This window comes from Finegoldia dalianensis (genome assembly GCF_046255015.1).
Classification (GTDB): domain Bacteria; phylum Bacillota; class Clostridia; order Tissierellales; family Peptoniphilaceae; genus Finegoldia; species Finegoldia magna.
This window is the reverse complement of the sequence record NZ_JBDLBQ010000001.1, coordinates 125,480-151,147: the sequence shown is the minus strand read 5'-3', so window position 1 is coordinate 151,147 and position 25,668 is coordinate 125,480. Positions and strand designations below refer to the sequence as shown.

Genomic DNA, 25,668 nt, shown 5'->3' with positions numbered 1-25,668 from the left:
ATTACTTTAACTCAATTTTCTTATATATTATGTCTAGTTCATTTAACAATTGCTCATCTCTGTTTTGGCAAGAAAAAAGTATTATTTGATTATTATTTGAAATTTTAAATAACAAATCCAGACATTTCTTATATCTTACATCATCTAATTGAACAAAACAATCATCTAGTATCATCAAATAATCAAGACCCATTAATTCTTCAAGCACACTTATTCTAATAAAAACAGAAAGCAAGTCAAATGTTCCAGAACTTAAATGTTTTTGTTCGTAAAATTTTACTCCATCATAAATGCTAACATCTAAATTTTCATCAACTCTGAATCTATCCTTGTATTTAGTTGAATAAGCCATCATTTCTGAAACTTTCTTGTTAATTCTAGGTATAAAATTTTTGTGTAGTTTATTTATACTTTTATTGATCAAATCCATAGCCAATTCTATAGAAGTAATTTCACTTTCGTATTTTTGAATATTCTCATTGATATCTGCTAATTTTTCTTCTTTTTCCAATAGAAGATTTACAGATTTTTCAAGTATTTTTGTCCTTTCAAATAATTTTGCATTTTCTTCAATAGATTCGTCAATTTCTTTATTAAGTAAGTTGATGTCTTTTATATCATTATCCTCAAGTTTTATTGAATCTGAATTAAAATCTTCTAATAAGATACTAAAATCATATTCAGATGATATCTTTTGAAGTTGAGCATCTTTATCAGAAATTCTATCCATCAATTGGTTATACTCTATTTTTTTTCTTCTATAATCTTCAACATCTATATTCTTCAAATTTCTTGATGAAGATAAAATATTGTTAATCTTAGACTTAGAACTTTCATCTTCATTTATAATTGAATCCAATTTTGAATCAATATCTTGAAGTTGTCCCTCAAGTTTGCTCAAATAATCAATGCTTTTATCCATATTTGAGTCATATCTAAAGTCATTAATTACTTCATTGTAATTTTTATAACTCATATTAGTAATTTGATTAATCTTTTTCACAATCTTATTTAATTGACGATTGTATGATAATCTCTGAAATTTGTTCGATATAATAACTAAAATATAATACAGTACAAATAATACAGGAACAATTACTATTTCTTTTGTATACCCCATCATATAAATCATTCCGGCAATAATTAAGGTAACTATAACCCCAATAATAGATAATTTTATTTTTAATTTAGAAATTCCATTTAATTTTTCAATTAAATCATTAATTTCATCAATATAATCTCTTATAGTTTCATAATTACTAAGTTTTGCTTTTAATTGGTAGTAATCCTTACTTAATAATTTCTTTTGCTTCGATAACTCATTAAATGTAATTCTATTGTCGTTTAATAATTTATTTTGATATTCCAAACTATTGACATCATCTTCGTCAATGTCATTGATGTATTTAATCTTTGATACTCTGTCTAATAAACTTGCTTTTTCTTTTAAAATCTGCATTTTATAACTTTTTGCATCTTCTATTTTTTCTATATCGTTCTTCTTGTGCAAATTAACTAATTTTTCTTTATTTAAAAGAAGTTTCTCGTGTCTAAGCTTGTACTCATTTAACTTATTTAAACTATCTTCATATTCTTTTTTGTCTTTATTAATATTTTTGATTTCATCTTCTAAATCAAACTTTTTTTGATATAAACTCCCCAAAGGTTTTGCCTTAGATTGTTTAGTCCCAATATTTGATTTCATCTTTTCCAGATTATCTAGAGCTTTTTTAAATGAAACAGAATCATTATTGCTATCTGATGAATTCAATAGCATATCAACAATAGAACTTACATTCTTATTTTCTGCATCTAATTCTTTCAAATTAGAAAAAACAGTGGATTTAAAGATATCTGAAGGCATTTTAAAAAAGTATTCACCAGGAAATGATAAATTATCTTGATTAAAACCATCTAGTTCAGTTTCGTTATTGCCAGTAGTCTCATTGAAAATATTAAAATATTTTTCTTTGAAATTACGATAAATTACAAATCTCTTATTATCTTTCTCCACTAAAATACTGCCCTCATAGTTTTCGCTATTCCAAGGGCGATATTTTTCGTAGTCTTCAGTATATACAGTTCTCTTTAAATAAGGTTTAATAAATCCATAAAATACACCTTCTATAAATTTGGATATAGTGGTCTTCCCTGACTCATTTAACCCATAAATTAGATTAAATTTGTCTCCAAATTCTATTGTGTAATTATTAAATCTGCCAAATGATATCAAATCTAATCTAATAATTTTCATAAATTATTCTCCATTAAGGACTTAATTCCTAAATTAATTGCTCTTTTAACCACAGGATCTTCTTTATCCAAGTTTTTTGTTTCCTCAATAAAATAACCCAACACATTATTTCTGTTAAATTCATAAATTTTATCCAAATTTATATTAGATTCTGTGTTGTCAATTATTTCTACATATTCGCAATATTTTTTTAAACTTTCTTGTAAAGAATCTATATCTAAATCAAATCCTTCTTCTAATTGTCCCTTTAAATTAATTCTAATGTAATTTTTCTTATCTTCAACTAAACATTTAGACAATGAACCCACTAAATCGTAATAACTAAATTTATCTGATATATTATAGTCAAATTCATTGAAGTTTGATTCTGAACAATCTAAAAAATCGATGTCAAGTCTATTATCAACTATACTTCCAATAACAGCACCGTGCAACCCTTTTTCTTTAAAACTCAATGGTTCAATAGAACCTGGATACACAAATTTATCATTAAAAATCGTTGGTTTATGTATATGGCCTAAAGCCACATAATCAAAACCCAAATTATTTACTTTATCTTGATCAAAAAACATATAACAATTGTTATCATTTAATAAATCAGAATGAATCATTAAAACATTAGTTTTTAACTTGTCCAGTTTTAAATCATCAAAAATGTTTATAAAATCGTAGTTGTTTTTATTGTAACTTATCCCATAAATATCAGTGTCATCAAATTCTATTTTTTCAAGAGTATCCTTTTTGAAAATATTCAGATTATCACTAATATTTACCATATCCCATAAATTATCATTATAAATAGGATCGTGATTACCACCTATAATGCAAATTTGTGAATTTGTTCTAGAAAATAGATCCATTAAACGATTCATATCACTTAGGCTAAAATTTTCCAAATTATACAAATCTCCAGACAGAAAAATATAATCAACATTTTCATCAATACTATATTTGATTAATTTTTCAACTGATGTCCAAATTCTTTGCCTTCTTATTTTAGACATAGATTGTGGAATTGAAGATTTTTCAAATTTCATGCCTAAGTGAAAATCAGCTGAATGTATAAACTTCAAAATATATCCTACTTTTCTGAATCTAATTGTTTCAATTCATCTTCTATTAATGCATGTAATACTCTTAATTCTTCTTCTGTGAATGTAAGACCTTTACTCATTCTTGTATGATCAGGATTCCATTCTCTAATATCGTATTTTGCATCGTAATCCGACCATTTTACGATATTTAATTCCTTGTTCCAGTTGTTAGCTTTTGTGGATAAAACCCCAATTCTTTCTACTATTTCAAATTTTAAATCAGCCATAATTACCTCCATTTTTATAAATATATTATAGCATTATTTTAAAATATGCAAATATATGTTTTTGTGTTAGAATATCATAGAGGTGAATTTCATGAAAAAACAAAAATTAGCTCAAATTATAGCTATTATTCTAGTGGCGATGATGGTTGCTCCATTCATACTCAATGTAATAATGAACATAAGATAAAATGATAATTCAAAAAATTGAGTTCAATGATAAAAAAGATAAGTTTGTAATTGAGACTGATACAAAAGAAAGTTTTTTATTAAGTTATAATGATTTTGAAAAATTTAAAATTCATAACGAAATGATAATAGATGATGAATTGTATGCTCACCTATTGAACATATCAAAATTTGGAGAAGCTTTTGAAATCAGCCTTAATTTTTTATCTTATAAATTACGAACTGAAAAAGAAATAATTACAAAATTAAAATCCAAGAAATTTAGCACAGAAATTATTGATGAAGTAATTACTAAATTAAAAAATCTAGATTTACTGAACGATTATAACTATGCAAAAATATTTATTAACGATAAAATTAATCTTACAAATTACAGTAAAAGACGAATAATCAACGATTTATACCAAAAAGGTATTGATAAAATAATTTACGAAGATTATTTAGAAGAAGTTTTTGGGTACAATATGGAATTAGACAAAGCTACTCAAATAGTTGAAACTAAAATCAACATTTGGAAAGAAAAATATGAAGGCTACGAGCTAAGGAATAAAATAGTTACCTTCTTACTCCAAAAAGGTTTCAGTTATGATGTTGCAAAACAAATTAGTGGTATGTATTAATGTATTATTTATATATTTTAGAATGTGCTGATAAGAGTTTATACACAGGCATTACAAATGATTTTTTAAGAAGAATTAAAATGCACAATAAAGGCAAAGCTAGTAAGTATACGAGAGCAAGGCTTCCCGTAAACTATGTTTTTATGAAAAAAATTGATAATAAAAGTGATGCATTAAAATTAGAAATTAAAACGAAAAGTCTAACTCGTGATAAAAAGTTAAAATTAATCAATTCAGAAGAGAATGAAATTAATTCTATATTAAAAAAAGCTTAAGTATGATATAAATCAACTTAAGCTTTTTAATTTACAAATTGTTTTTTGCTAATTCAACTAATTTAGCGAATTCTTTTTCATCTTTAACAGCCATGTCAGCAAGAACTTTTCTGTTCAAGTCAACGCCTGCTACTTTTAATCCGTGCATAAATTTGCTGTAGCTTAAATCATGCATTCTTGTAGCTGCATTAATTCTAGCAATCCATAATTTTCTGAAATCTCTTTTTCTTCTTTTTCTTCCAACGTATGAATAAGCTAATGATTTCATAACAGCTTGGTTAGCAGTTTTGAATAATGTATGTTTTGAGCCGTAATATCCTTTAGCTTGCTTTAATACTTTTTTATGTCTTTTTCTATTATTTGTACCACGTTTAATTCTAGCCATTTATATTTCCCCCTCTAACTAAGGAATCATTTTATCGATTCTTCTCATATCTGCATCGCTAACTGTTGTACCTTTTCTTAAGTTTCTGATTCTCTTTGCAGATTTCTTACCTGTTAAGTGACTTGCATAAGCTTTGTATCTTCTTAACTTACCTGTACCAGTTCTTCTAAATCTCTTAGCAGAACCTCTATGTGTCTTCATTTTTGGCATATTATTTCCCCCTCTAATTATCTTTATCAGTCAAAGGACCCATAAACATTATCATCATTCTACCTTCCATAGAAGGTTTCTTTTCTATTTGTCCTACATCTTTTGTTAATTCATAAAATTTATCAAGAACTTCCTTACCCAAATCTTTATGACCAAGTTCTCTACCTCTAAATCTAACAGAAACTTTTACTCTGTTTTCATTGCTTAAAAATTTAGATGCTTGATTAGCCTTAACTTCTAAATCATGTTTTTCAATATTTGGTGAAAGTCTTATTTCTTTTACGTTAATTACTTTTTGATTTTTCTTCGCTTCTTTTTCTTTCTTTAATGCATCGTATTTGTATTTTCCATAATCTAATATTTTGCATACAGGTGGCTTAGCGTTTGGTGCTACATTTACCAAATCTAGATGCTTATCTTCAGCCATTTTTAAAGCTTCTTTAATAGGAATTACACCTATTTGTTCACCTTCATCATCGATTAATCTAACTTTAGAAGATCTTATCTCCTCATTAATCATTAAGTCTTTTATATTATTCACCTCCAAAAAAATAATGGCGGGTAAAAATACCCGCCAAAAATTAATAATCAAATTAAATTTTAACCTTATGAATTCGAAATTATAAGGTGAGAGCGGATATCTCTACTTATCAACAACAAATATTGTATACTATGTCGTACATTTTGTCAACTATTTTTTCTTTGAATTTACAACATTAATTAAAATATATGGTAAATTAAAGTCTGAAGTATATGCTATATACTTATTCGACCAATTAGGCTTAAATTTATCCTTGTAGTTTCTTAAACCTTTAAAATTATATATCTTATTTTGAGTATTGTAAACAATATTTAGAAGTTTTTCCTTCTTCTTTGAATAAATCTTATCTCCAACTTTAGACAAAGGAGCCATTCCTAGGTAAAATTTTTCAAAATTATTTTCTTGACCCCATAAAATTAACTTGATAAATATAAAATCCATCAACCCATCTTCATTTGATCTATCATATCTCATTAGATCGATAGAAAGTGTTTTATCATCATAAAACGGTTGAAGATTTGCAAAAGCAAGTAATTCATCGTCTTTGTAAATACATGCAATTTTTGTTCTTTTCAGATAATATTCGTCAAAAAATCCTAAACTAAATCCCATTTCATTTTTATTTCCTAACCATTTATCCGAAACAATTTTCATTTGAGATAACAGGTTATCGGTTGGATCTTCAACTTTAAATTCATAATTTCCTTTATCGAAGTTATTGAGTACATGTCGCCAAGTTCTATTTTTCTTTCCTACCAAAGAAAATTGAGTTAAGTCTACTGTTGCGTCTTGTCCAACCTTAACGAATCTAAAACCTTGATCACAGTATAATTCAAGATTTTCTCCATTTATTTCATAAAAACAAACATTCATGTGATATTCATTGCAATAAATAATAAAATCATCAATTGCTTCAACGAAATTTTCTTTCTTACCTATCGGATCACCTAATACTATAACGCTGTTTTTTACAGGTCGATACATGATCATTACTGTATTTGTCTTATCAAAATACACATTCTTATCATTCAAATAAACTAAATGACTAAATTCATTTCCACCAAATTCTTCCATGAATTTATCAATTTTATCAAAATCCTCATCTGTTAATTTTGTAAATGTGATCTTCTTAGTTCGTGTATATTGAGCAAGGTAAGATAATATCAGAACAAATAAAACATATAGAAGTATAAATTTCTTGTTTTCAACCAAATAATTTAGAGAATATTTTCGATGTGATGTCAAAAAATTTACCTTGCGAACAGTATTGCTAATAAAGATAAATAATACTGTGACAACTGATAATTTACCGATTGTGTTTATAAAATATTTTGACTTTATTTTGATAGCTTGTTCTGTGAATCCATCCTTCATAATATACATTACAATTCCCAACAGTAAGGTAATAATCGATTCTTCAATGTCTAATCCTTTTAATAATGTTGAAAATACTGAAACTATTAATACTGCTTCAGCTATATAAAAAGATTTCTTAACCGATTTTTTTATTCCTTGTGAAAGAAGTATTAGTAACCCACCTGATGTAAGAGTTATAAATCTAGCCAAAATCACTACATCTTTCTTAACAAATCTCTTTAAAAATTTTATTCTTAATAACATTGATGGAGTGGCAACACTTAAACATAATATTAGCCCAACGATTAGAGTAAAAATAGACAAAATATTAAATGCGAACTGTTTCTTGTATTGATCAGTATTGTAATTGTCGTAAATTCTTTTTAATATCATAATTAAAGAAATTATCCATGGAATAACACTACTTACAATTCTGTATATCAATATAGCAATTATTGCAGCTCTAGGTTCTATCAATTTACATAAAAAGTGTATTTCTATTAAATCCGAAACAACAAATCCGTCCTGCATCAAGCTAACTTGCCCAAATACATTTGAAACACAATAAATAAGCACCAAAGATGAAAGATTTACATTAGTAAATTGTTTTATCGTAAAAACGAAAAATAATATATTACATATTGTAACAACAGTTTCATAAGCAACTGATAAAACTTTTTTTCTAAGGCTTATATTATCTTTTACAACAAAATCTAAATAATATGGACATTTATTTTTAAAATAAATAACACAAATACCAATAACCAATATTACTAAATAAATCAAAAATAGTGTCCATTCTGGTTTCATTAAAAATATCGTGAATATACTAATTAAAGATAAAGCGATAAAATTAGAAATATTTTTGTTTAAATTCTGATCCTTATACTCATCTTCACCAATAAATACTGATTCTATTCCCTTTATCCACACAAATTTTCTTAATGATTCTAGAACCCAAAACTTTTTTATATCCTTGAAATCAAAATTTTTATTATATAAAAAATAAGAGGTTGATGAAATAAGAAATACTAAAAGTCCAAATAAAGCAATTTGTAATTTTTGAGCAATACTCAAAAAAATCTTATATTTAAAAATATGATTAGGTGCTATAAAATTGTTCCTTACGATATATAAGACAATAATTGTGAATATTATAGTGTATGTTGTCCTAATGTATTTTAGTTTTTTATCCATTAATCCCCCTTTAATTGGATGATTGCTCATCATACATTTGTTTGTAGAAACCATCTTTTAGTAATAGCTCATCATGAGTTCCACTTTCTATTATTTTACCATTGGATAAGGCAAAAATCTTGTCTACATTTCTAATTGTAGATAATCTGTGAGCTACTATCAATGTAGTTCTTGAATATTTTAATTTTTCTAATGGTTGTTGGATAATTTGCTCTGTTTCAGTATCAATATTTGATGTAGCTTCATCTAAAATTAATATTCTAGGATTTCTAATGTATGCTCTTGCAAAGGAGATTAATTGTCTTTCTCCTTGTGAAAGATTAGAGCCTTTTTCTTTTATAGGTTCATTTAAACCTTTTTTAAGCAATGTATAGCATCCTAATTTTTCTAACGCATGTATCACTTCCTCGTCACTATAATCCTTATCTAAAGTGATATTTTCTTTTAATGTAGTTTCAAAAAGAAACGGATCTTGTAGTACAACCGCAAAGTTTTCTCTCATAATATCTTCATTTAAATTATTGATATTTATCCCATCAATTAAAATTTCACCACTTTTTACATCGTAAAACTTCAATATTAAATTAAGGATTGTTGATTTTCCACTACCTGTAGTCCCTACAAAAGCTGCACTAGTTGATTTTGGTATTTTAAATGAAATATCCTTTAATACATCATTTTTATCATAAGCAAAATAAACATTTTTAAATTCAATATCTCCCTTTAGGTCTTCTATCACACCATGTGACTTTTCAATTGTATCTAATTTCATTATGTCAAATATGTGACTTGCAGATGCATAAGCTTGTTCCATATCTCCAAATCTTGTAACGATTACGCTAACATTCGAAAATATCTTTGAAGTATAATCAATAATGATATAAAGGCCACCAACCGTAACTGGATAACTTTTCGTTATCTGACCATATCCAAAATAAAATAAAATTATAACTGTTGATAATAAACCAATTATATCAATTGCCCTGTATCCACCATAACTTCTCAGTTTTGTAAGGGCCAAATTATTATCAAAAATTTCTTTGTTAATTTTATCAAATTTATTCTTTATAGTTTTCTTGACATTTAATGCTTGAATTATTTCCATATTATTAATATTTTCATTAATATTTGCATTTATTTTACTAACTAGATGTCTGATTCTTTTGTTATGCTTTGCTGACTTGTATCTATAATCATAAAATATTAAGAAAACCAATGGAAACAATATAAGAAGCATCAGCGACACTTTTATATTTGTTACAACCATCATAATATATATTGCAATTATCATTATCGCAGCAGTTGTAATATCTGCAAGAATTAATTGAAACATTATCTTCAATCTCATAGTATCATTCGTAATCCTTGATACGATACTTCCCGCTGCCAAATTATCGAAATATTCTATAGGTAATTCATTGATATGTTTGTAGATATCATTTTGTACAAAATATGTTACATTGTTTGCTGCCAATTCAAAATAAATCATACTCAAGTTACTGAAAATTCCACAAGCAACGTAGATCACCAAATAAATAGCCAAATATTTTATAATCGATGAAAAATTACCAACTATATTATTCTTAGCGACAAACTCATTTAATACAAATCCTATTACAATCGGTCCCAAAATTTCCATTGAAGTTCTTAATAAGGAAAAGACAAATCCAATCACCAATTCTTTTGATTGCTTCATGGAATACATTTTTAGTTTTTCTGATACAAATTTATTTCTTAATTTACTCTTCATATCTGCCCCTTACTAATTGGATATTATATTGATTGTAATACCATTGTTTGTTTTCCATTAATTCCGAATGAGTACCCATCTCACTTATTTGACCATCTTTCATTACTATTATTAAATCAAAATCGTCAATCTGATTTAATCTATGAGTCGATAAGATTACTGTTTTTTTCAGTTTTTTTAACTCTCTTAAAATATTTTTCTCAGTTTGAGTATCCAATGCGCTTAAGCAGTCGTCTAATACAACCAAGTTTGAGTCTTTTAATAAAGCTCTTGCTAATGAAATTCTTTGTTTTTGACCTCCAGATAACGACAGTCCGTTTTCACCACACAAAGTGTCAAATTCATCAGGAAAATTGACTATATCCTTATAAATATCCGCACTTTTAGATACTTTAACCACTTCTTCATTTGTGGCCTCTATCTTGGAAAGTTTTATATTATTTTTTATTGTATCCGAAAAAATCATACTTTTTTGAGACACATACGCCATATTATCTCTTGCTGATTTTAAATTTAATAAATTCGTGTATTTACCGTTGATTTCAAATTCATTTTGCCTTGGATATAAGAATAATAATTGTTTAAGAATAGTTGACTTTCCTGACCCTGTCTTTCCAACAATAGCCACCCTCATGTTCTTCTTGAATTCAAAAGAAATATCTTTAAGTGCGAATTCTTTAGAGTAAGGATATTTAAAACTATAATTTTCAAACTTAATACTTTCTATATCATCAATTTCCTCGTAATCTTCGTTTAAATCTAATTCATCTTTATAGTCAAGTATATTATCGATTCTATCCATTGATGCATCGGCTTGTTGATATACATTTATGAAGTTTCCTAATGCATACATTGGCCAAATTAACATATTTAAATAATAAGTAAAAGATACCAATTGACCAACAGATATTTGATTCTTACTTATTAAAAATGTTCCATATCCGATTGCTATAACAAAAGTCATTGCTGGAATTATTCTTTGAAAAGGAGCCATCATTGCTCTGTATTTTACAACATCCATGTTTTTTTGAACCAACATTTTAGATCGATTTTGAAACGAAAAATATCTAGCATTTTTTATCCCAAAAACTCTTATAATTCTAATACCTTCAACATCTTCTAACACACTATTGTTTAGCTTATCAAATGTAGATTGCACTATTGAGTATTTTTCATGGATTTTCTTACCAATCTTTAAACACAAAAATGCCAATATAGGAAGAGGTATTATAGAAACAAGTGTTAAACGAACGTCAACGACGACCATCATTATAATTATTATAAACAAAGGAAATACTGTAGAATCGAAAAATGTAAGAGTTCCAAATCCCATCAAATCGCTTAAACTATTGACATCTCCAGTAGCTCTGTTCATAAGTTCTCCCGTTTTGAAAGTTTGAAAATATTTCATGGATTCGTTTAAGTATTTATCCATAAGTCTATTTCTAGTTACATAGTCTATTTCATTCGAAGCTCTGAATGTGTAATAACACCATCCCATTGCAAAAAAATATTTAATTCCTATTACTAAAACATCAATTAAAAGTATAATTAAAAAAGGTTTTAATTCTATCGAATTGTTTAATACTCTATCGGTTAATTTCCCTGTAATATATGGGGGAATTAATCCGACCAGGTCACTTAATAAAAGAAATGTAATAGCAAGAATTAATTTATTTTTGTAATATTTTAGAAACCAATAAAATTTCTTGTACATTTTACCTCCTTCTATTAAAAATTTGCTCTGAAAAATTCAGAGCAAATTTTTATATTGTAAAATAAGCTTTATTTATAGAATTATTTTCTATTTTGATATTCATCTACTAATTCATCAATAAATTCATCAGTATTCTTAGATCCTACATCTCCGAGATCTCTTTTTCTTACTGATACCTCATTGTTATCAATTTCATTTTGTCCAATTATTAAAGAATAGTTCACTTTCTTCAATTGAGATTCCCTGATCTTAAGACCGATTTTTTCACTTCTATCATCGACTTTCACTCTCAATCCACGTGCTTTCATTTTTTGTTGTAATTCATACGCATAATCATTGAATTTATCGCTAATAGGAAGAATTTCTACTTGAACTGGTGATAACCATAATGGGAATTTTCCAGCATAGTGTTCTATTAGTATTCCCATAAATCTTTCTTCACTACCTAAAATTGCTCTATGAATCATTGCTGGACGTTTTTTAGATCCATCACTTGCGATATAAGTCATATCAAATCTTTCTGGCATTTGGAAATCTAATTGAATAGTTCCACATTGCCAAGTTCTACCTATTGCATCTTCCAAATGGAAATCTATTTTAGGGCCGTAGAAAGCACCGTCACCTTCATTAATTTTATATTCAAGACCTTTGTGTTCCAACGCACTCTTAAGTGAATTGATTGCTAAATCCCAATCTTCATCTGATCCCATTGAATCTTCTGGACGAGTTGACAATTCAACTTCGTATTTAAAACCAAACTTAGAATAAATATAATCACAGAAATCTATAATCTTAGTTACTTCTTCTTCTATTTGTTCAGGTAAACAGAATACATGTGCATCATCTTGTACGAAAGTTCTAACTCTGAATAAGCCATGTAATGCCCCAGATAATTCATGACGGTGAACTTGACCAAGTTCTGCAACTTTAATTGGAAGCTCTCTGTAGCTGTGCAATTCATCTTTGTAAACTAAAATTGATCCTGGACAGTTCATTGGCTTTATTGCATAATCATCACCATCTATTTGAGTGAAATACATATTTTCTTTGTAGTGATCCCAGTGACCTGATTGATGCCATAAATCTTCGTTCAAAATCAATGGAGTTTTGATTTGTCCATATCCTCTATCTAAAAGTTGTTCCTTCAAGAATTTTTCTAGTTCATTTAACACAACCATTCCATTTGGATGGAAAAATGGGAAACCTGGTCCTTCTTCTTGAATTGAGAATAGCCCCATTTCTTTACCAATTTTTCTGTGATCTCTTTTCTTAGCTTCTTCCATTCTTTCTAAATATTCGTCTAATAATTTTTTCTTAGGGAATGAAATTCCGTAAATTCTTTGAAGCATCTTGTTATTTTCATCACCTCTCCAGTATGCACCGGCAATTGATAATAACTTGAATGCTTTAATATTTTTCACTTCTAATAAATGAGGTCCTCTACACAAATCAACGAAGTCTCCCATTTCATACAATGTAATTGTAGCATCTTCATCAAGATTTTCTATTAAGTCAACTTTATAATCTTGACCTTCTTTCTTAAATCTTTCCAAAGCTTCTTCTCTTGAAATCTCAACTCTTACTAATTTAGGATTTTCCTTAACTATTTTTTTCATTTCAGCTTCAATTTTTTCTAAATCCTCAGGTACAAACTTGTGATCTGTATCTAAATCATAATAGAATCCAGAATCAATTGATGGTCCAATTGCAAATTTTGTATTTGGATACAATCTTTGAATAGCATAAGCCATTAAGTGAGATGAAGTATGCCAGAAAACTTGCTTTCCTTCTTCATCATCAAATTTTACGAATTGAACTTCACAGTCAGAATCAATAGTTTCCATTAATCCCATTATTTTACCATCTACAACTGCTCCGACACAGTCTCTTGCTAATCCTTCAGAAATTGATTTGCAAACATCTAATAAACTAATTTCTTCATCAAATTCTTTTACGGATCCATCTTTTAATTTTACTTCAAACATAAATACCTCCTAATAAAAAAGAGACCCTCATCCCGATAGGGACAAGTGTCTCGTGGTTCCACCCTAATTTTTTCTCATTTGACAATAGGCTCCAAATTAGTATTCAGCATACTGATCTCTTAAGTAAAATTTCAGCCTAAGTTTTACTCTCTCTGAAAGTTCTTATATGCCTACTGGGATTTTTCATCGCCTTTATTTTAACTTTTCAATAATTTGGTTAAGCTCTAATAATTCTTGATTACCATTTTCCATATTTCGTAAAGTGAATTTATTTTGCTCAATTTCATCTTGTCCTATTATTATAACATATTTTACGGATAATTTGTCAGCATAATTAAATTTCTTTTTTAATTTATCATCTTCAAGATAACTCATACATCTTACAGAAGAACTTCTCAAATCATTCATCAACTTCACTGCATTTTTTTCATAACCTTTCATAGGAATAATGATGCAATCAAAGTTAGTTTGTTGTCCTTTAACCAAATTTAATTCTTGAAGTTGATAAAATAATCTAGTTAAGCCGATACTCATTCCTACTCCAGGCAACTTGCTTTTAGTAAAATTATTCGCTAGACTATCATATCTTCCTCCAGAACAAATAGATCCGATTTCACGATATTCCTTAAAAAATGTTTCAAATACTGAACCTGTATAGTAATCAAGTCCTCTAGTTATAGATAAATTTATTTTAATATTATCTGGACTAACACCCAAAGATAAAATATCGTCATATACAAATTTCAATTCTTCAAGTCCACAAACAAATAATTCATTATCAATATTCAATGATTCAAGTTTTTCGATAATTTCTAGGTTAGTTCCATCGATTTTTAAGAAATTTAAAATCGAATCAATTTTTTCATCATCCAAGTTTAGCTTAGATAATTCTTCTTTTACATTATCTATTCCTATTTTATCTAATTTATCAATTATTCTCAAACATGATTCAAAGTCTTCAATACCTAAATAAGAGAAATATCCATTCAATATTTTTCTGTTATTAAATTGAAATTCAAAGTCTGGAACATCTATTGATTTTAAAGCTTCATACATACATTTTACTATTTCCGCATCATTATATAAGCTCAATTTTTCATTTCCTATGATGTCTATATCGCATTGATAAAATTCTTTATATCTTCCTTTTTGATTTCTTTCTCCTCTATAAACCTTAGCTATTTGATATCTTCTAAATGGGAATGCTAAGTCTTGCATGTACATTGAAACGTATTTTGCGAGTGGCACAGTTAAGTCAAATCTCAATCCTTGATTTTTCTTACTACTATCAATTCTATACACTTGCTTACTTGTTTCTCCTCCACCTTTAGATAGTAAAACGTCTAATTTTTCTATAGCAGGTGTATCGATTGAAAAAAATGCATTTTTAATAAAAACATCTTCTATTCTTCTTTTAATTGTATCAAACACCATTTGGTCTTCAGGAAGAAGTTCCATCATTCCCGGTAATGTAGATGGTTGAATCATAATTGACCTCCTATTAATTAAAAATTATAGATCCGCGATCTATAAAATCATCATCTGTATAATAGTATTTTATATTTTCTTTTTCTAAAAATTCAATAAGTTTATTTTTAAATTTATAATTTTCAAGATTGCCATAAAACACAACCCCTAAATCAGCACAATATCCACAAGTCCCACCAATAAATCCTGTATCATAACCTTCTAGTTTTATTTCACCAGAATCTATCAAATATGCCTTAATATTTTGTTTCTGAACACTATCATATATGGATTTATCACTGGTAATTACAAATTTATCAGTAACTATTGTTGAACATTTTGAATATCCTTGTTTGACCATTATTATTTTCTCATCTTTAAGTAATTTTAATACAACAGGATCTACAGATTTTTTATTACAGACTAAATGATTTTCAATTGAAAAGTTATTTAACAAGCAATCTTTCGGGTATGTGTTCGTTATCTCAAGCTCCGTTACATATAATGCTATATAATTTGGAAGATATGCCCTATAATGAAAATACGATTCTTGAGTACAAATGAATGCATTTTCATTTATTTTCCTAATTTGCATATCTACATGGTCACTAACTTTTTCATCCATTTTTTTACTATCGAAACTGTAAATAACTTCATAATCATTGCCTTTTAAAAATTTTATCAAGCCATTTTTAGCTTTAAAACTAATTATCGCAAATTTCTTATGAGATTCTTCAAACATATCATTCTTTATTTCTAATCTATTTTGATCATCCAAATGTTCTTTTATAATTTCATCGAAAATAAATCCATTGAACTTAAATTTAATTATATCAAATAAGTTTGATAGTGCATAATCCATTAAAAATCTAAAAATTTTAAAAAGTATTGATTTATTAATTTTATCTAAATATATCTCTTTGATTAGCAACTCTTTATCATCTAAATCTAACACCAAATACCCTATTAACTTAGTTTCTTCAAAAATCACGAAATGATTTCTATTAGATATTTGTTTTTTCAAAGATTTAATTATTGTTGTTCTATTTTTCGCCAAATTTGAATCAAACTTATTTTGAAATAAAAAATTATTTCTCAGTTTGTATACAAAATCTGATAATTCCTCAATATACTCATCTTTTAATAAATCAATAAAAATCATATTAACTCCTTTACATATAAAAAAAAGGAAAGTCTATAATAAACTTTCCTTTGGAGGCGACACCCAGATTTGAACTGGGGGTGAAGGTGTTGCAGACCTCTGCCTTACCACTTGGCTATGTCGCCGTATGGAGCGGAAGACGAGACTCGAACTCGCGACCCTCGCCTTGGCAAGGCGATGCTCTACCACTGAGCCACTTCCGCACACATTTTGGTGCCCAGAGCCGGAATCGAACCAGCGACACAAGGATTTTCAGTCCTTTGCTCTACCGACTGAGCTATCTGGGCTTAATGTATCAAACATTACTTTACTAGTATAAACGATTAAATTTGTTTTGTCAAATTTTTTTACAACAATTTAAATCCGACTTTACAATTTACTTATACCTTTGTAATACTCTGTCATTTAACCCATACCACAATGCATCTTCTATAGAATTATTTAAAACAGTTTTCAAAGTTTTAACAATTTTTTTGTACAAATTTTCTAATTGCCACATATTCAAAAATTTTTCTTCAGAAATCACTACACTATCATTAATAGATTTCATCACTAACTGTTTGTCCATCTTGCTATTAATGCTAAATATCTTGTCTTTTAAGATGTTTTCACAATAATTATCTATTATTGAATCTTGTACTCTAAATGCATTTGATTTGTTTTTAATTGAACTAATCATCTTATTTTTTAAAAACTTAGCACTTCTGCTTTCAGTATTATGAAGAAGAATATCCGATTTTTTAATCGTAGATGCTGGAATATGTCTTAATGCATAAAACTCCAACTCATCACTTATATTCTTATTATTAAATCCTTCAGTATAAGCTTGAAGATAATAAGTGAATTCAATTTTATTAATATCTTCTGATATCAAATCAAAAATAGCTTTAATAATATTTTCTCTATCATTTCTATACGACAAATGGTTAATTAAAACATTGTAAATTTTATTAAGAGCGTTATATTTGACATAACAAGGTTGTATTTTGTTTTCTTGTTGAACAATATCAAGCATTAAGTATAAAGCTAATAAATCGTCTTCGAAAAGAAATTTTTTCTCAAGCTTTTTCTTTAAATTGTTCGTGTTATAAGCTTTATACATAACTCCTACTCCTAATTATATTTAAAAAACAAAGGACTTTTGATAGTATCTTTCTGTAGAGAATACTTCAATAGTTTCAAATATAAAACAGAAAATAGAATAATTCAAACCGTACGCAAAGTCCAAATCTCTTGTTTTATCTTCTGAAATGCTATATTCATCTACTATATCTTCAATATAATTCTTAACCAATGTTTTTAACATCACACATTCATCATTATCTATGCTTATTTGACTTGATGTTATTGCTTTTTTGTCAAATATATGATTTTGTGCTAACTTATTCAAAACTCTTTCGTAATTCATGTGATCTTTAAGGTGTTGATTACACCTCCATCTTTTTGCATGTGGAAGACACACATAATCACTTAGATAATGACTTATTACTCCAAGTTTTGTACTTAAAATCTTATTTTGCAATGAATTCAATCTTGTTAAATCTGTAAATTGAAAAAGATAAATTATCGTGATAATTTCTTTTACAATATAATTTATACTTTCTTCTTTGTAATGTGCTATTAGCTTGTATTTTGGTAAAATATCTGGACTAACAGCTCCCCATTCTAATTTTTTTATATTTAAATTGATTCCATAGGAATCTTTAATGTCTTGATTTATTTCTCTAACAATTCTCTTATGAGTTTCTGGAAAAATATTAATCACTACCTTTCGTCATTGGACATAATATTATTTTAGAGTAATTTAAGTTAAAAGTCAATTATTAACTTTTGCACATAAATACAAGAAAATCGCTAATTCTCAACGATTTTTCGTCTATAACTTCATTTATAAGATTAACAAATTCACTAGAATATTTTTCAGTTAAAAAAGAATAATCTATGTTAAGCGAATGAATTTCAAATTTTTTCATTTCACAAAAAACATTATAGATTAGATTTTTGAAAATATTTTTGTTGTTATTTCTTAAATCATCTGGCAAATTAGCCAATATCACGTAATCCGAAGTTATATTAAAAGCTGGAATGATTTTACTTTCGCCTTTTTCTATTCCACTTATTTTTGTAAGAGGTTCTAAAATTCTTTCTCCAGCTTTTTCAACTAATTTTTTTGAATTCTCTTCCAGAAGTGAATTTTCGATAAAATATAAAATTGCATCGCTTTGTAGCTCAAAAATATTGCCTTTAACAAATCTTATATCCATAAAATCTACCCCTTTTTATTTACTATATTACCAATATCAATTATAATACAACATAAGAAAAAAGTATATGAAAGGAATCAATAATTATGAATATAGCTATAGTAAGTGAATACAATCCGTTCCATTTTGGGCATTTACATCAAATAGATCAAATAAAAAAAATTTTCCCAGAATCAAATATAATTGCAATCATGAGCGGAAATGTAGTGCAACGTGGTGAGTTTTCTATTTTAGATAAACTTCATAAAACTAAAATTGCTTTGGAACACGGAATAGACTGTGTTATTGAAATTCCTTCTGTATTTTCTTTACAATCAGCGCAAAATTTCAGTTATTACGCTATTAAAGTAATAGACACTATTGGATGTGATTATGTTTCTTTTGGAATTGAAACAGAAATAAAAGATCTAATTTCATACAAAGATTTTCTACTAGAAAATGAAAGTAATATTAAACAGTTTATACTAGAAAACAAAAATATTTCATATAATAAAAACATAATGATATTTTCAAAGCAAAACTACTCTGAATATTCCGATGAAATATTCAAATCAAATAACATTCTTGCTTTGGAATATATGAAATCATTAGATAAACTACACTCTAAATGTAAAATTCTGCCAATAAGAAGAGTCAATAGCGAATACAATTCAAATTCCTTAGAATGTATTTCTTATAGTGCCTCTTCTATTAGATCTAATTTGAAACTATTAGAAGAATTCAAAGACAAAATTCCATCCTTAACTTACGAATATCTAAAACACAATTCTATTAGATCTAACAAAAAACTTTTAGACATATTATCTTATAAATTATTTGTGGAAAAGTCAGAATTAGATAATATAACGGGTTATGAGAAAGGATTAGATAATCTTCTATCAAATGCATTGAATGAAAATTATGATGATTTTTTTGAAAACATAAAAAATAAAAAATATACCAAAAATCGACTTCAAAGATTGATTTTAAATTATATTTTAGGAGTAGATAAAAAATTTGTAGATGATATCGTAAATGCAGATATTGAAGCTGTTCGCCTATTGGGATTCAAAAAAAACTTCGATTTGTCCGCAATTAAAAAAAATTGTAAAATTTATTCTTTGAACAGAGATTTTTCAAGTTTATCTGATAATTACAAAAAATTATTTGAATATGATATAAAAGTCAGTAGACTAATATATTCTACAAAAAAGGTTAATGATTTTTATAATTTTCCAGTAATAAAAAAATAGAGAATATTTTGAGGAACCCCAAAATATTCTCTTTATTTTATTGTCCTTGTTGTTTAGTCAAAATTCTTGGGCCATCTTTTGTGATGGCTAATGTGTGTTCATATTGGCATGATTTTTTTCCGTCAATAGTTCTAGCTGTCCATCCATTTTTATCAATTTTCAACTTATGAGTTCCTATATTAATCATTGGTTCAATAGTTAAAACCATTCCCTCTTGTAATCTAAGACCTCTGTGTTCTTTACCATAGTGAAGAACCATTGGATCTTCATGCATACCTCTTCCAATCCCGTGGCCTGTGAATTCGCGTACTACAGAATAGCCATTAGTTTCTGCTATTGATTGAATTTTAGCTCCTATATCTCCTAGTCTATTGCCTATTACCGCTAATTTAATTCCTTCATACAAACATTCTCTTGTAACATCCATAAGATTTTGAGTTTCTTCGTCTATTTCACCAACTGCATAACTCCAACAGGAATCACTCATCCAACCATTCAATTCAACTACTGTATCTACTTTTAACAAATCACCTGATTTTAAAATATAATCAGATGGATATCCATGGCATATTTCATCATTTACAGAGCAACATGTAGCGTATGGGAATCCCTCAAATCCTATTTGAGCTGGTATTGCTCCCTTGCTTCTAATAAATTTTTCGCAAAAATCATTAACTTGCATTGTAGTCAAACCTGGTTTAACAAATTCCCTTAAAGCTTCATGCATTCCAGAAATAACATTTCCAGAAATATCCATTTTTTCTATTTCATCTTTATTTTTTATAATAATCATTTAATCACCTATTCAAAAAAGTTCTTAGGTAATGTAATTTTTACCTTTTTAATTCTTTTATCTTCCACAAAAATTATATTGTACAAAACATCATCTATTTCTATTTTTCTTTTAAAGCCATCTTCAGGTATATATCCCAATCGATTTATTAACATACCGCCTAATGTATCATAATCATCCGATAGCTCATCAATCTCAAGTCCAATGTTAGAATTAATTTCTTTTATAGAAGTACTACCTTTTACTATATAATTAAACTTGTCAACCTGAATAATATCAGGAGCTTCATGATCGTATTCATCTTCGATATTTCCAACTATTTCTTCAATTAAATCTTCCATCGATACAATACCTGAAAAACCACCATATTCATCAATTAAGATTGCCATGTGAATTCTTTTTTTCTTCATATCTGAGAATAAATCATTGATATTTTTAGTTTCTGATATAAAATACGCTGGCTTTAAAATCTTTCTTAAGTCAACATTATTAAATCCATGTTTGTAAGCTTCACTCATGTAATCTTTAATGTAGATGATGCCCAGTATGTTGTCAATATCACCTTCATATACTGGAATTCTTGAAAATTTTAGTTCCATTAATTTATCCAAATAATCTTCAAAACAATCTTCAAGGTCAATTGCAAATACTTCTGTTCTTGCTGTCATTATTTCTTCAGCTGTTTTTTCATCAAAGTTAATAACAGCATCAATCATATCTTTTTCGTTTGAATTTATTATTCCTTGTTCCTTTCCGACCTCTACCATTGATTTTATTTCTTCAACAGTAATTTTGCTCTCCACATTCAAAGTTTTAATTCCAATTATACTCAGTATAAATTTTGTTGACTTAGAAAGTAAAAAAACAAATGGTTTTAAAATAAAGTAAATAAATTTTACAGCATTAATCGAAAATAACGCAAAAGAATCCGCCACACTCAAAGCAATTCTTTTTGGAATCAATTGTCCAAACAAAATATACAAAAACGATAAAACAATAAGTACAACACACACTGATATCCAATAAGTTACAGATTTATTTAATCCTAAAAAAATCATCTTTTTACTCAAACTTACACTTAAACTAGATGCACATATTGCTGAAGCAACAAATCCAATATAAGTTAATATAACTTGAATAGTAGACAAAAATTTTGTGTGTTTTTCAAATTGTTCTAAAACAGATTTTGCCTTTTCATTTCCGTCATCACTCATAACCCTAAGCTTATTTTTATCACAAGATACAATTGCTATTTCACTTGCTGAAAAAAAAGCATTAATTACTATAAGTATTAATAAAATAACCAATTCTACAATAAGATTGGGCCCGACTTCGTCCATTTAATCCTCCTAAAATTATAGATAATAATATTATACAATAATTTTGAATTAAAATAAAACAAAATTAAAAACGGAATGTTTTCTGCAATACAAAGATAACATTCCGCTTAAAATCATTTAATTCAATTCGTGTTTTAGAAAAACACTTCAAATACTAAAATATTCGATTTTTAGAATAAGTTTAGTATTACTCCACCATGTTGAGCAATCAATGGTGCGAATACTAATGATACTACCGTCATCAATTTAATTAATATGTTTAATGATGGACCTGAAGTATCCTTGAATGGATCCCCAACAGTATCTCCAACTACAGCTGCCTTATGAGCATCTGATCCTTTTCCACCGTGTTGACCAGATTCAATATATTTCTTAGCATTATCCCATGCTCCACCACTGTTTGACATGAATATTGCCATTAAGACACCTGTTACAAGTGAACCTGCTAAAAGTCCACCTAAAGCTTCTGCACCTAATAAGAATCCCATTATAACTGGACAAACTACAGCTAACAAACCTGGAACAAGCATTTGTCTTAATGCAGCACCTGTAGAAATGTCGACACATTTTTTGTAATCAGGTTGTTGAGTACCTTCCATAATTCCTGGGAATTCTTTAAATTGTCTTCTAACTTCAACAATCATATCATTTGCAGCTGTTCCTACAGCATCCATAGTCAATGCTGAGAATAGGAATGGTAACATACCACCAATGAACATACCAGCTACAACTTCTGGACTTGTAACATCTATTTGTTTCAAACCTACTACAGCTGTATATGATGCAAATAATGCTAATGCTGTTAATGCAGCACTACCGATTGCAAATCCCTTTCCTATCGCAGCGGTAGTATTTCCAACTGAGTCTAATTTATCTGTAATATTTCTAACATCTTCTGGTAATTCGCACATTTCAGCAATACCACCAGCATTATCTGCTATTGGACCATAAGCGTCTACTGCAATTGTCATTCCACAAGTAGATAACATACCTATAGCAGCTACTGCAATACCATACAAACCTTCTGTAGGGTTTGTAGCACCATTTGATGCAAAGAATGAAATTATTATACCAATAGCTATAACAATAATTGGACCAGTAGTTGATTTCATTCCTGTAGCCAAACCTGAGATAATATTTGTAGAAGAACCTGTTTCTGATTCTTCAGCAATTTTTTGAACTGGCTTTTTATCTTCAGATGTGTAGTATTCAGTAAATTGTGAAATTATCAATCCAACTAATATACCAGCTAATACAGAGAAGAAAGCATTATTACTACCAAGAATAGATCTTGATAAGAAGAATGATCCTGCGATTGCTAATATTGAACTGATAATTGTACCTGTATTCAAAGATTTTTGAGGATCTTTTCCTCCTCTAACTGTAAATACACCTATAATAGATGCAATAACACCTAAAGCTGCTGTTGCTATTGCAAATGATACACCAGCTTCTTTATAAGCTAATAAACCTAATGTAATACCTGATAAAATACTACCAGCATAGGATTCAAATAAGTCGGCTCCCATACCAGCAACATCCCCTACGTTGTCCCCAACATTATCTGCAATTACTGCAGGGTTTCTAGGGTCATCTTCAGGGATACCAGCTTCAACTTTACCAACCAAGTCTGCTCCAACATCAGCTGCTTTTGTATAGATACCTCCACCAACTCTGGCAAATAAAGCTATAGAAGAAGCACCAAAACTAAATCCAGTAACAACTTCAGCATCTTGGAAAATAATATAAGAAAGAGTTATACCTAAAATTCCTAATCCAACAACGCACATTCCCATTACTGCTCCACCAGAAAATGCTACGTTTAATGCTCCATTCATTCCTTCTTCTTTTGCCGCATTGGCTGTCCTAACGTTTGCCTTTGTTGCAGCTTGCATACCGATGTAACCTGCAAGTACACTAAATATTGCACCGGCTAAAAAACAAATTGCTGTCTTATAATCGATTGCAACACCTAGAATTACACATACTATAACTACAAAAATAATAAGTGCTTTGTACTGGCGAGAAAGATAAGCCATTGCTCCGTCGTGAATAAATCCAGATATCTCCCTCATTCTTTCATTACCAGCACCTTTTTTACTTATGCTACTAAATTTTATTGCAGCAAATAATAAAGCGATAATACCTGCTGCAATAGCTAAATAGTAATACATATTGTCCATGATTTACTCCTTTCAACTATTAAATTATTTTATATATGCTAACGCCAAAGCTGAAACCAAGAATATAACTGATGATACAATAACAACTCTATTAATATAATTATCCTTAGTTAATCTTCCACCATGTCCGCCGACATTAGTTTCGCCTGTTAACGCTGCCATCCCTTCTGATTTAGTTTCTTGACTCATCACTGCAATTATTATTACAATGCTGGCAATAACTAAAATTACTGAAAAAATAGTCTTCATTTATACACCTCATTTCAATTAAGTTGATATATAAAATATAACATAGACATTCGATATTATCAAGATACTTCATATATCATTATTGCACAAAGATATTATACCACAAATTTCTTTGAATTTAATTGATAATCAGTATTGATTTATCAAAAATCATGTGCTATACTTATTGTGATATCAATTATCAATACTTATTATAGAGGTGGTTATGTTACAAGACATATTATTAGAACATTGTTATCCCACACTAAGTAATCTCAAATTTGCAAATATGATAAATGTTGATTATACAGATAGCATATTTGAAGACATATTTAAATTAAACGAAAAATTATCAGAATATAATTTTAGCTTAATTATTTTAAAGCAAACTAGAAAAAAGTTGTTGCTGTACTTAATAAATTACAATTTAATAGAAAACTATAATGATAAGAGGCTGCAAAATGCTTTGAAAAGTTATGGTTATCCTGCGGATAATTTTAATAGCAGCATAAATTTTTTAAAGAAAAGATTACTTGAAAATGAATTTCCTCATGAAATCGGATTCTTTTTAGGGTATCCCTACGAGGATGTGCTTGGTTTTATCAATTTCAACGGAAAAAATGAATGTATTTCTGGAAAATGGAAAGTATATTCTGATGTAGAAAAAGCAAAAGATATATTTAAAAAATATGACTATGCTAAGCTCGTAACAAAAAGATTATCATTACAAGGAAATAACTTGTTTGATATAATAAATTATTTTAAGGAGTAAATTATGAATTTATTAATTTTATACTGGTCTCAAACTGGTAACACTGAAAAAATGGCTCAAATTATTAAAGAAGAATGTGAGTCAAAAGGATCTAAAGTCGAAATGGTATTTAGTGATGATTATAAAAACTACGATATAGACAATTTCGATGTCATTGCTTTTGGGTGCCCTGCTATGGGTGATGAAGAACTAGAAGATACTTCATTTGAACCGATGTTTTCTGATTTAGAAAATACATTAAATGATAAAAAAATTGCTCTCTTTGGTTCTTATGAATGGAACAACGGTGAATGGATGGGCTTTTGGAAAGAAAGATGTTCGAAAAATAATTTAAACGTTATTGATACTGTAATTTGCTATGATACACCAGACGAAAATTCTACTGCTGATATCAAAAAATTCGCAGATAATTTATTAAAATAATACTTAA

24 protein-coding genes and 3 tRNA genes are annotated in these 25,668 nt (G+C 28.0%); 5 read left to right on the top strand and 22 right to left on the bottom strand.

What is annotated here, in order from left to right; genetic code table 11:
* Position 1: 1 nt before the first annotated feature.
* Genes ABDJ34_RS00890 through ABDJ34_RS00880 form a run of 3 tightly spaced genes read right to left on the bottom strand, consistent with a single transcriptional unit; the run spans position 2 to position 3,575 of the window.
* Positions 2-2,254: an ATP-binding protein gene (locus ABDJ34_RS00890; protein ID WP_412701075.1), complete on the bottom strand. Its 2,253-nt coding sequence runs from the start codon at positions 2,252-2,254 to the stop codon at positions 2-4.
* Entirely contained in the window at positions 2,251-3,327 is a 1,077-nt protein-coding gene (locus tag ABDJ34_RS00885; protein WP_412701074.1) for a metallophosphoesterase family protein, read from the bottom strand. The genes ABDJ34_RS00890 and ABDJ34_RS00885 overlap by 4 nt, the downstream gene beginning before the upstream one ends.
* Before the next feature lie 8 nt (positions 3,328-3,335).
* On the bottom strand, positions 3,336-3,575 hold the full coding sequence (locus tag ABDJ34_RS00880) for a YdbC family protein (protein WP_035109486.1): 240 nt from the start codon (positions 3,573-3,575) through the stop codon (positions 3,336-3,338).
* 188 nt (positions 3,576-3,763) lie between these two features.
* Between ABDJ34_RS00880 and ABDJ34_RS00875 the strand changes: the two genes are divergently transcribed.
* Positions 3,764-4,381, top strand: a complete 618-nt coding sequence (locus tag ABDJ34_RS00875) for a regulatory protein RecX (protein WP_094224646.1) — start codon at positions 3,764-3,766, stop codon at positions 4,379-4,381.
* Complete coding sequence (locus tag ABDJ34_RS00870) at positions 4,381-4,656, top strand: GIY-YIG nuclease family protein (RefSeq protein ID WP_094224645.1); 276 nt, start codon at positions 4,381-4,383, stop codon at positions 4,654-4,656. The genes ABDJ34_RS00875 and ABDJ34_RS00870 overlap by 1 nt, the downstream gene beginning before the upstream one ends.
* A 31-nt stretch (positions 4,657-4,687) precedes the next feature.
* Here ABDJ34_RS00870 and rplT read toward each other — a convergent pair whose 3' ends face one another.
* The 15 genes from rplT to ABDJ34_RS00795 form a co-directional block, all read right to left on the bottom strand.
* On the bottom strand, positions 4,688-5,041 hold the full coding sequence (gene rplT, locus ABDJ34_RS00865; protein WP_225560683.1) for a 50S ribosomal protein L20: 354 nt from the start codon (positions 5,039-5,041) through the stop codon (positions 4,688-4,690).
* An 18-nt stretch (positions 5,042-5,059) separates the two neighbouring features.
* Positions 5,060-5,251 carry a 50S ribosomal protein L35 gene (gene rpmI, locus ABDJ34_RS00860; RefSeq protein WP_002836329.1) on the bottom strand — a complete coding sequence of 64 codons (192 nt, stop codon included), beginning with the start codon at positions 5,249-5,251 and terminating at the stop codon, positions 5,060-5,062.
* Between the two features lie 13 nt (positions 5,252-5,264).
* The gene (gene infC, locus ABDJ34_RS00855) at positions 5,265-5,771 is read right to left on the bottom strand and encodes a translation initiation factor IF-3 (RefSeq protein ID WP_002838237.1); all 507 of its coding nucleotides are present in this window, start codon (positions 5,769-5,771) and stop codon (positions 5,265-5,267) included.
* Between the two features lie 171 nt (positions 5,772-5,942).
* Positions 5,943-8,345: a bifunctional lysylphosphatidylglycerol flippase/synthetase MprF gene (mprF, locus tag ABDJ34_RS00850; protein WP_412701073.1), complete on the bottom strand. Its 2,403-nt coding sequence runs from the start codon at positions 8,343-8,345 to the stop codon at positions 5,943-5,945.
* Positions 8,346-8,355: 10 nt separating this feature from the next.
* The gene (locus ABDJ34_RS00845) at positions 8,356-10,095 is read right to left on the bottom strand and encodes an ABC transporter ATP-binding protein (RefSeq protein WP_412701072.1); all 1,740 of its coding nucleotides are present in this window, start codon (positions 10,093-10,095) and stop codon (positions 8,356-8,358) included.
* Positions 10,085-11,812 (bottom strand): ABC transporter ATP-binding protein, encoded by a 1,728-nt coding sequence (locus ABDJ34_RS00840; RefSeq protein ID WP_412701071.1) that lies wholly within the window; start codon positions 11,810-11,812, stop codon positions 10,085-10,087. Before ABDJ34_RS00840 ends, ABDJ34_RS00845 begins: the two co-directional genes overlap by 11 nt.
* Before the next feature lie 80 nt (positions 11,813-11,892).
* A complete protein-coding gene (gene thrS, locus ABDJ34_RS00835; protein ID WP_304064441.1) occupies positions 11,893-13,797 on the bottom strand; it encodes a threonine--tRNA ligase in 1,905 nt (634 codons plus the stop codon).
* Between the two features lie 192 nt (positions 13,798-13,989).
* Positions 13,990-15,285, bottom strand: a complete 1,296-nt coding sequence (hisS, locus tag ABDJ34_RS00830) for a histidine--tRNA ligase (RefSeq protein WP_412701070.1) — start codon at positions 15,283-15,285, stop codon at positions 13,990-13,992.
* A 13-nt stretch (positions 15,286-15,298) separates the two neighbouring features.
* Positions 15,299-16,426, bottom strand: coding sequence for a DUF6873 family GME fold protein (locus ABDJ34_RS00825; protein ID WP_412701069.1), 1,128 nt, complete (start codon positions 16,424-16,426; stop codon positions 15,299-15,301).
* Positions 16,427-16,477: 51 nt separating this feature from the next.
* Positions 16,478-16,551, bottom strand: a tRNA-Cys gene (locus ABDJ34_RS00820).
* A gap of 3 nt (positions 16,552-16,554) precedes the next feature.
* Positions 16,555-16,629: transfer RNA gene (locus ABDJ34_RS00815), tRNA-Gly, on the bottom strand.
* Positions 16,630-16,637: 8 nt separating this feature from the next.
* A tRNA-Phe gene (locus ABDJ34_RS00810) sits at positions 16,638-16,713 on the bottom strand.
* Between the two features lie 89 nt (positions 16,714-16,802).
* On the bottom strand, positions 16,803-17,528 hold the full coding sequence (locus ABDJ34_RS00805) for a hypothetical protein (protein WP_094203584.1): 726 nt from the start codon (positions 17,526-17,528) through the stop codon (positions 16,803-16,805).
* 21 nt (positions 17,529-17,549) lie between these two features.
* Positions 17,550-18,191, bottom strand: a complete 642-nt coding sequence (locus ABDJ34_RS00800; protein ID WP_094205609.1) for a zinc dependent phospholipase C family protein — start codon at positions 18,189-18,191, stop codon at positions 17,550-17,552.
* 58 nt (positions 18,192-18,249) lie between these two features.
* On the bottom strand, positions 18,250-18,690 hold the full coding sequence (locus ABDJ34_RS00795) for a macro domain-containing protein (RefSeq protein WP_353317123.1): 441 nt from the start codon (positions 18,688-18,690) through the stop codon (positions 18,250-18,252).
* A gap of 86 nt (positions 18,691-18,776) precedes the next feature.
* Between ABDJ34_RS00795 and ABDJ34_RS00790 the strand changes: the two genes are divergently transcribed.
* Positions 18,777-19,922 (top strand): tRNA(Met) cytidine acetate ligase, encoded by a 1,146-nt coding sequence (locus ABDJ34_RS00790; RefSeq protein ID WP_412701068.1) that lies wholly within the window; start codon positions 18,777-18,779, stop codon positions 19,920-19,922.
* Between the two features lie 37 nt (positions 19,923-19,959).
* Here ABDJ34_RS00790 and map read toward each other — a convergent pair whose 3' ends face one another.
* The 4 genes from map to secG all read right to left on the bottom strand — a co-directional run bounded on the left by map (position 19,960) and on the right by secG (position 24,487).
* Positions 19,960-20,715: a type I methionyl aminopeptidase gene (map, locus tag ABDJ34_RS00785; RefSeq protein WP_412701067.1), complete on the bottom strand. Its 756-nt coding sequence runs from the start codon at positions 20,713-20,715 to the stop codon at positions 19,960-19,962.
* A gap of 8 nt (positions 20,716-20,723) precedes the next feature.
* Positions 20,724-22,055, bottom strand: a complete 1,332-nt coding sequence (locus tag ABDJ34_RS00780; RefSeq protein WP_412701066.1) for a hemolysin family protein — start codon at positions 22,053-22,055, stop codon at positions 20,724-20,726.
* Between the two features lie 170 nt (positions 22,056-22,225).
* The gene (locus ABDJ34_RS00775) at positions 22,226-24,238 is read right to left on the bottom strand and encodes a sodium-translocating pyrophosphatase (RefSeq protein ID WP_094207075.1); all 2,013 of its coding nucleotides are present in this window, start codon (positions 24,236-24,238) and stop codon (positions 22,226-22,228) included.
* 24 nt (positions 24,239-24,262) lie between these two features.
* Entirely contained in the window at positions 24,263-24,487 is a 225-nt protein-coding gene (gene secG / locus ABDJ34_RS00770) for a preprotein translocase subunit SecG (RefSeq protein WP_002836307.1), read from the bottom strand.
* Between the two features lie 205 nt (positions 24,488-24,692).
* On the opposite strand from secG, the gene ABDJ34_RS00765 reads away from it, so the two are divergent.
* Together ABDJ34_RS00765 and ABDJ34_RS00760 are read left to right on the top strand one after the other, a co-directional pair.
* Positions 24,693-25,238, top strand: coding sequence for a DUF3793 family protein (locus ABDJ34_RS00765; protein ID WP_412701065.1), 546 nt, complete (start codon positions 24,693-24,695; stop codon positions 25,236-25,238).
* Between the two features lie 3 nt (positions 25,239-25,241).
* A complete protein-coding gene (locus ABDJ34_RS00760; protein WP_316514397.1) occupies positions 25,242-25,661 on the top strand; it encodes a flavodoxin in 420 nt (139 codons plus the stop codon).
* Positions 25,662-25,668: the final 7 nt, after the last annotated feature.

Coding starts and splice junctions, on each gene's coding strand:
- ABDJ34_RS00890 (WP_412701075.1), bottom strand. CDS start 2,254: ATGAAAATTATTAGATTAGATTTGATATCATTTGGCAGATTTAATAAT.
- ABDJ34_RS00790 (WP_412701068.1), top strand. CDS start 18,777: ATGAATATAGCTATAGTAAGTGAATACAATCCGTTCCATTTTGGGCAT.
- infC (WP_002838237.1), bottom strand. CDS start 5,771: ATGATTAATGAGGAGATAAGATCTTCTAAAGTTAGATTAATCGATGAT.
- hisS (WP_412701070.1), bottom strand. CDS start 15,285: ATGATTCAACCATCTACATTACCGGGAATGATGGAACTTCTTCCTGAA.
- secG (WP_002836307.1), bottom strand. CDS start 24,487: ATGAAGACTATTTTTTCAGTAATTTTAGTTATTGCCAGCATTGTAATA.
- map (WP_412701067.1), bottom strand. CDS start 20,715: ATGATTATTATAAAAAATAAAGATGAAATAGAAAAAATGGATATTTCT.
- ABDJ34_RS00760 (WP_316514397.1), top strand. CDS start 25,242: ATGAATTTATTAATTTTATACTGGTCTCAAACTGGTAACACTGAAAAA.
- ABDJ34_RS00805 (WP_094203584.1), bottom strand. CDS start 17,528: ATGTATAAAGCTTATAACACGAACAATTTAAAGAAAAAGCTTGAGAAA.
- ABDJ34_RS00875 (WP_094224646.1), top strand. CDS start 3,764: ATGATAATTCAAAAAATTGAGTTCAATGATAAAAAAGATAAGTTTGTA.
- ABDJ34_RS00870 (WP_094224645.1), top strand. CDS start 4,381: ATGTATTATTTATATATTTTAGAATGTGCTGATAAGAGTTTATACACA.
- thrS (WP_304064441.1), bottom strand. CDS start 13,797: ATGTTTGAAGTAAAATTAAAAGATGGATCCGTAAAAGAATTTGATGAA.
- ABDJ34_RS00795 (WP_353317123.1), bottom strand. CDS start 18,690: ATGGATATAAGATTTGTTAAAGGCAATATTTTTGAGCTACAAAGCGAT.
- ABDJ34_RS00825 (WP_412701069.1), bottom strand. CDS start 16,426: ATGATTTTTATTGATTTATTAAAAGATGAGTATATTGAGGAATTATCA.
- mprF (WP_412701073.1), bottom strand. CDS start 8,345: ATGGATAAAAAACTAAAATACATTAGGACAACATACACTATAATATTC.
- ABDJ34_RS00880 (WP_035109486.1), bottom strand. CDS start 3,575: ATGGCTGATTTAAAATTTGAAATAGTAGAAAGAATTGGGGTTTTATCC.
- rpmI (WP_002836329.1), bottom strand. CDS start 5,251: ATGCCAAAAATGAAGACACATAGAGGTTCTGCTAAGAGATTTAGAAGA.
- ABDJ34_RS00845 (WP_412701072.1), bottom strand. CDS start 10,095: ATGAAGAGTAAATTAAGAAATAAATTTGTATCAGAAAAACTAAAAATG.
- ABDJ34_RS00780 (WP_412701066.1), bottom strand. CDS start 22,055: ATGGACGAAGTCGGGCCCAATCTTATTGTAGAATTGGTTATTTTATTA.
- ABDJ34_RS00775 (WP_094207075.1), bottom strand. CDS start 24,238: ATGGACAATATGTATTACTATTTAGCTATTGCAGCAGGTATTATCGCT.
- rplT (WP_225560683.1), bottom strand. CDS start 5,041: ATGGCTAGAATTAAACGTGGTACAAATAATAGAAAAAGACATAAAAAA.
- ABDJ34_RS00840 (WP_412701071.1), bottom strand. CDS start 11,812: ATGTACAAGAAATTTTATTGGTTTCTAAAATATTACAAAAATAAATTA.
- ABDJ34_RS00765 (WP_412701065.1), top strand. CDS start 24,693: ATGTTACAAGACATATTATTAGAACATTGTTATCCCACACTAAGTAAT.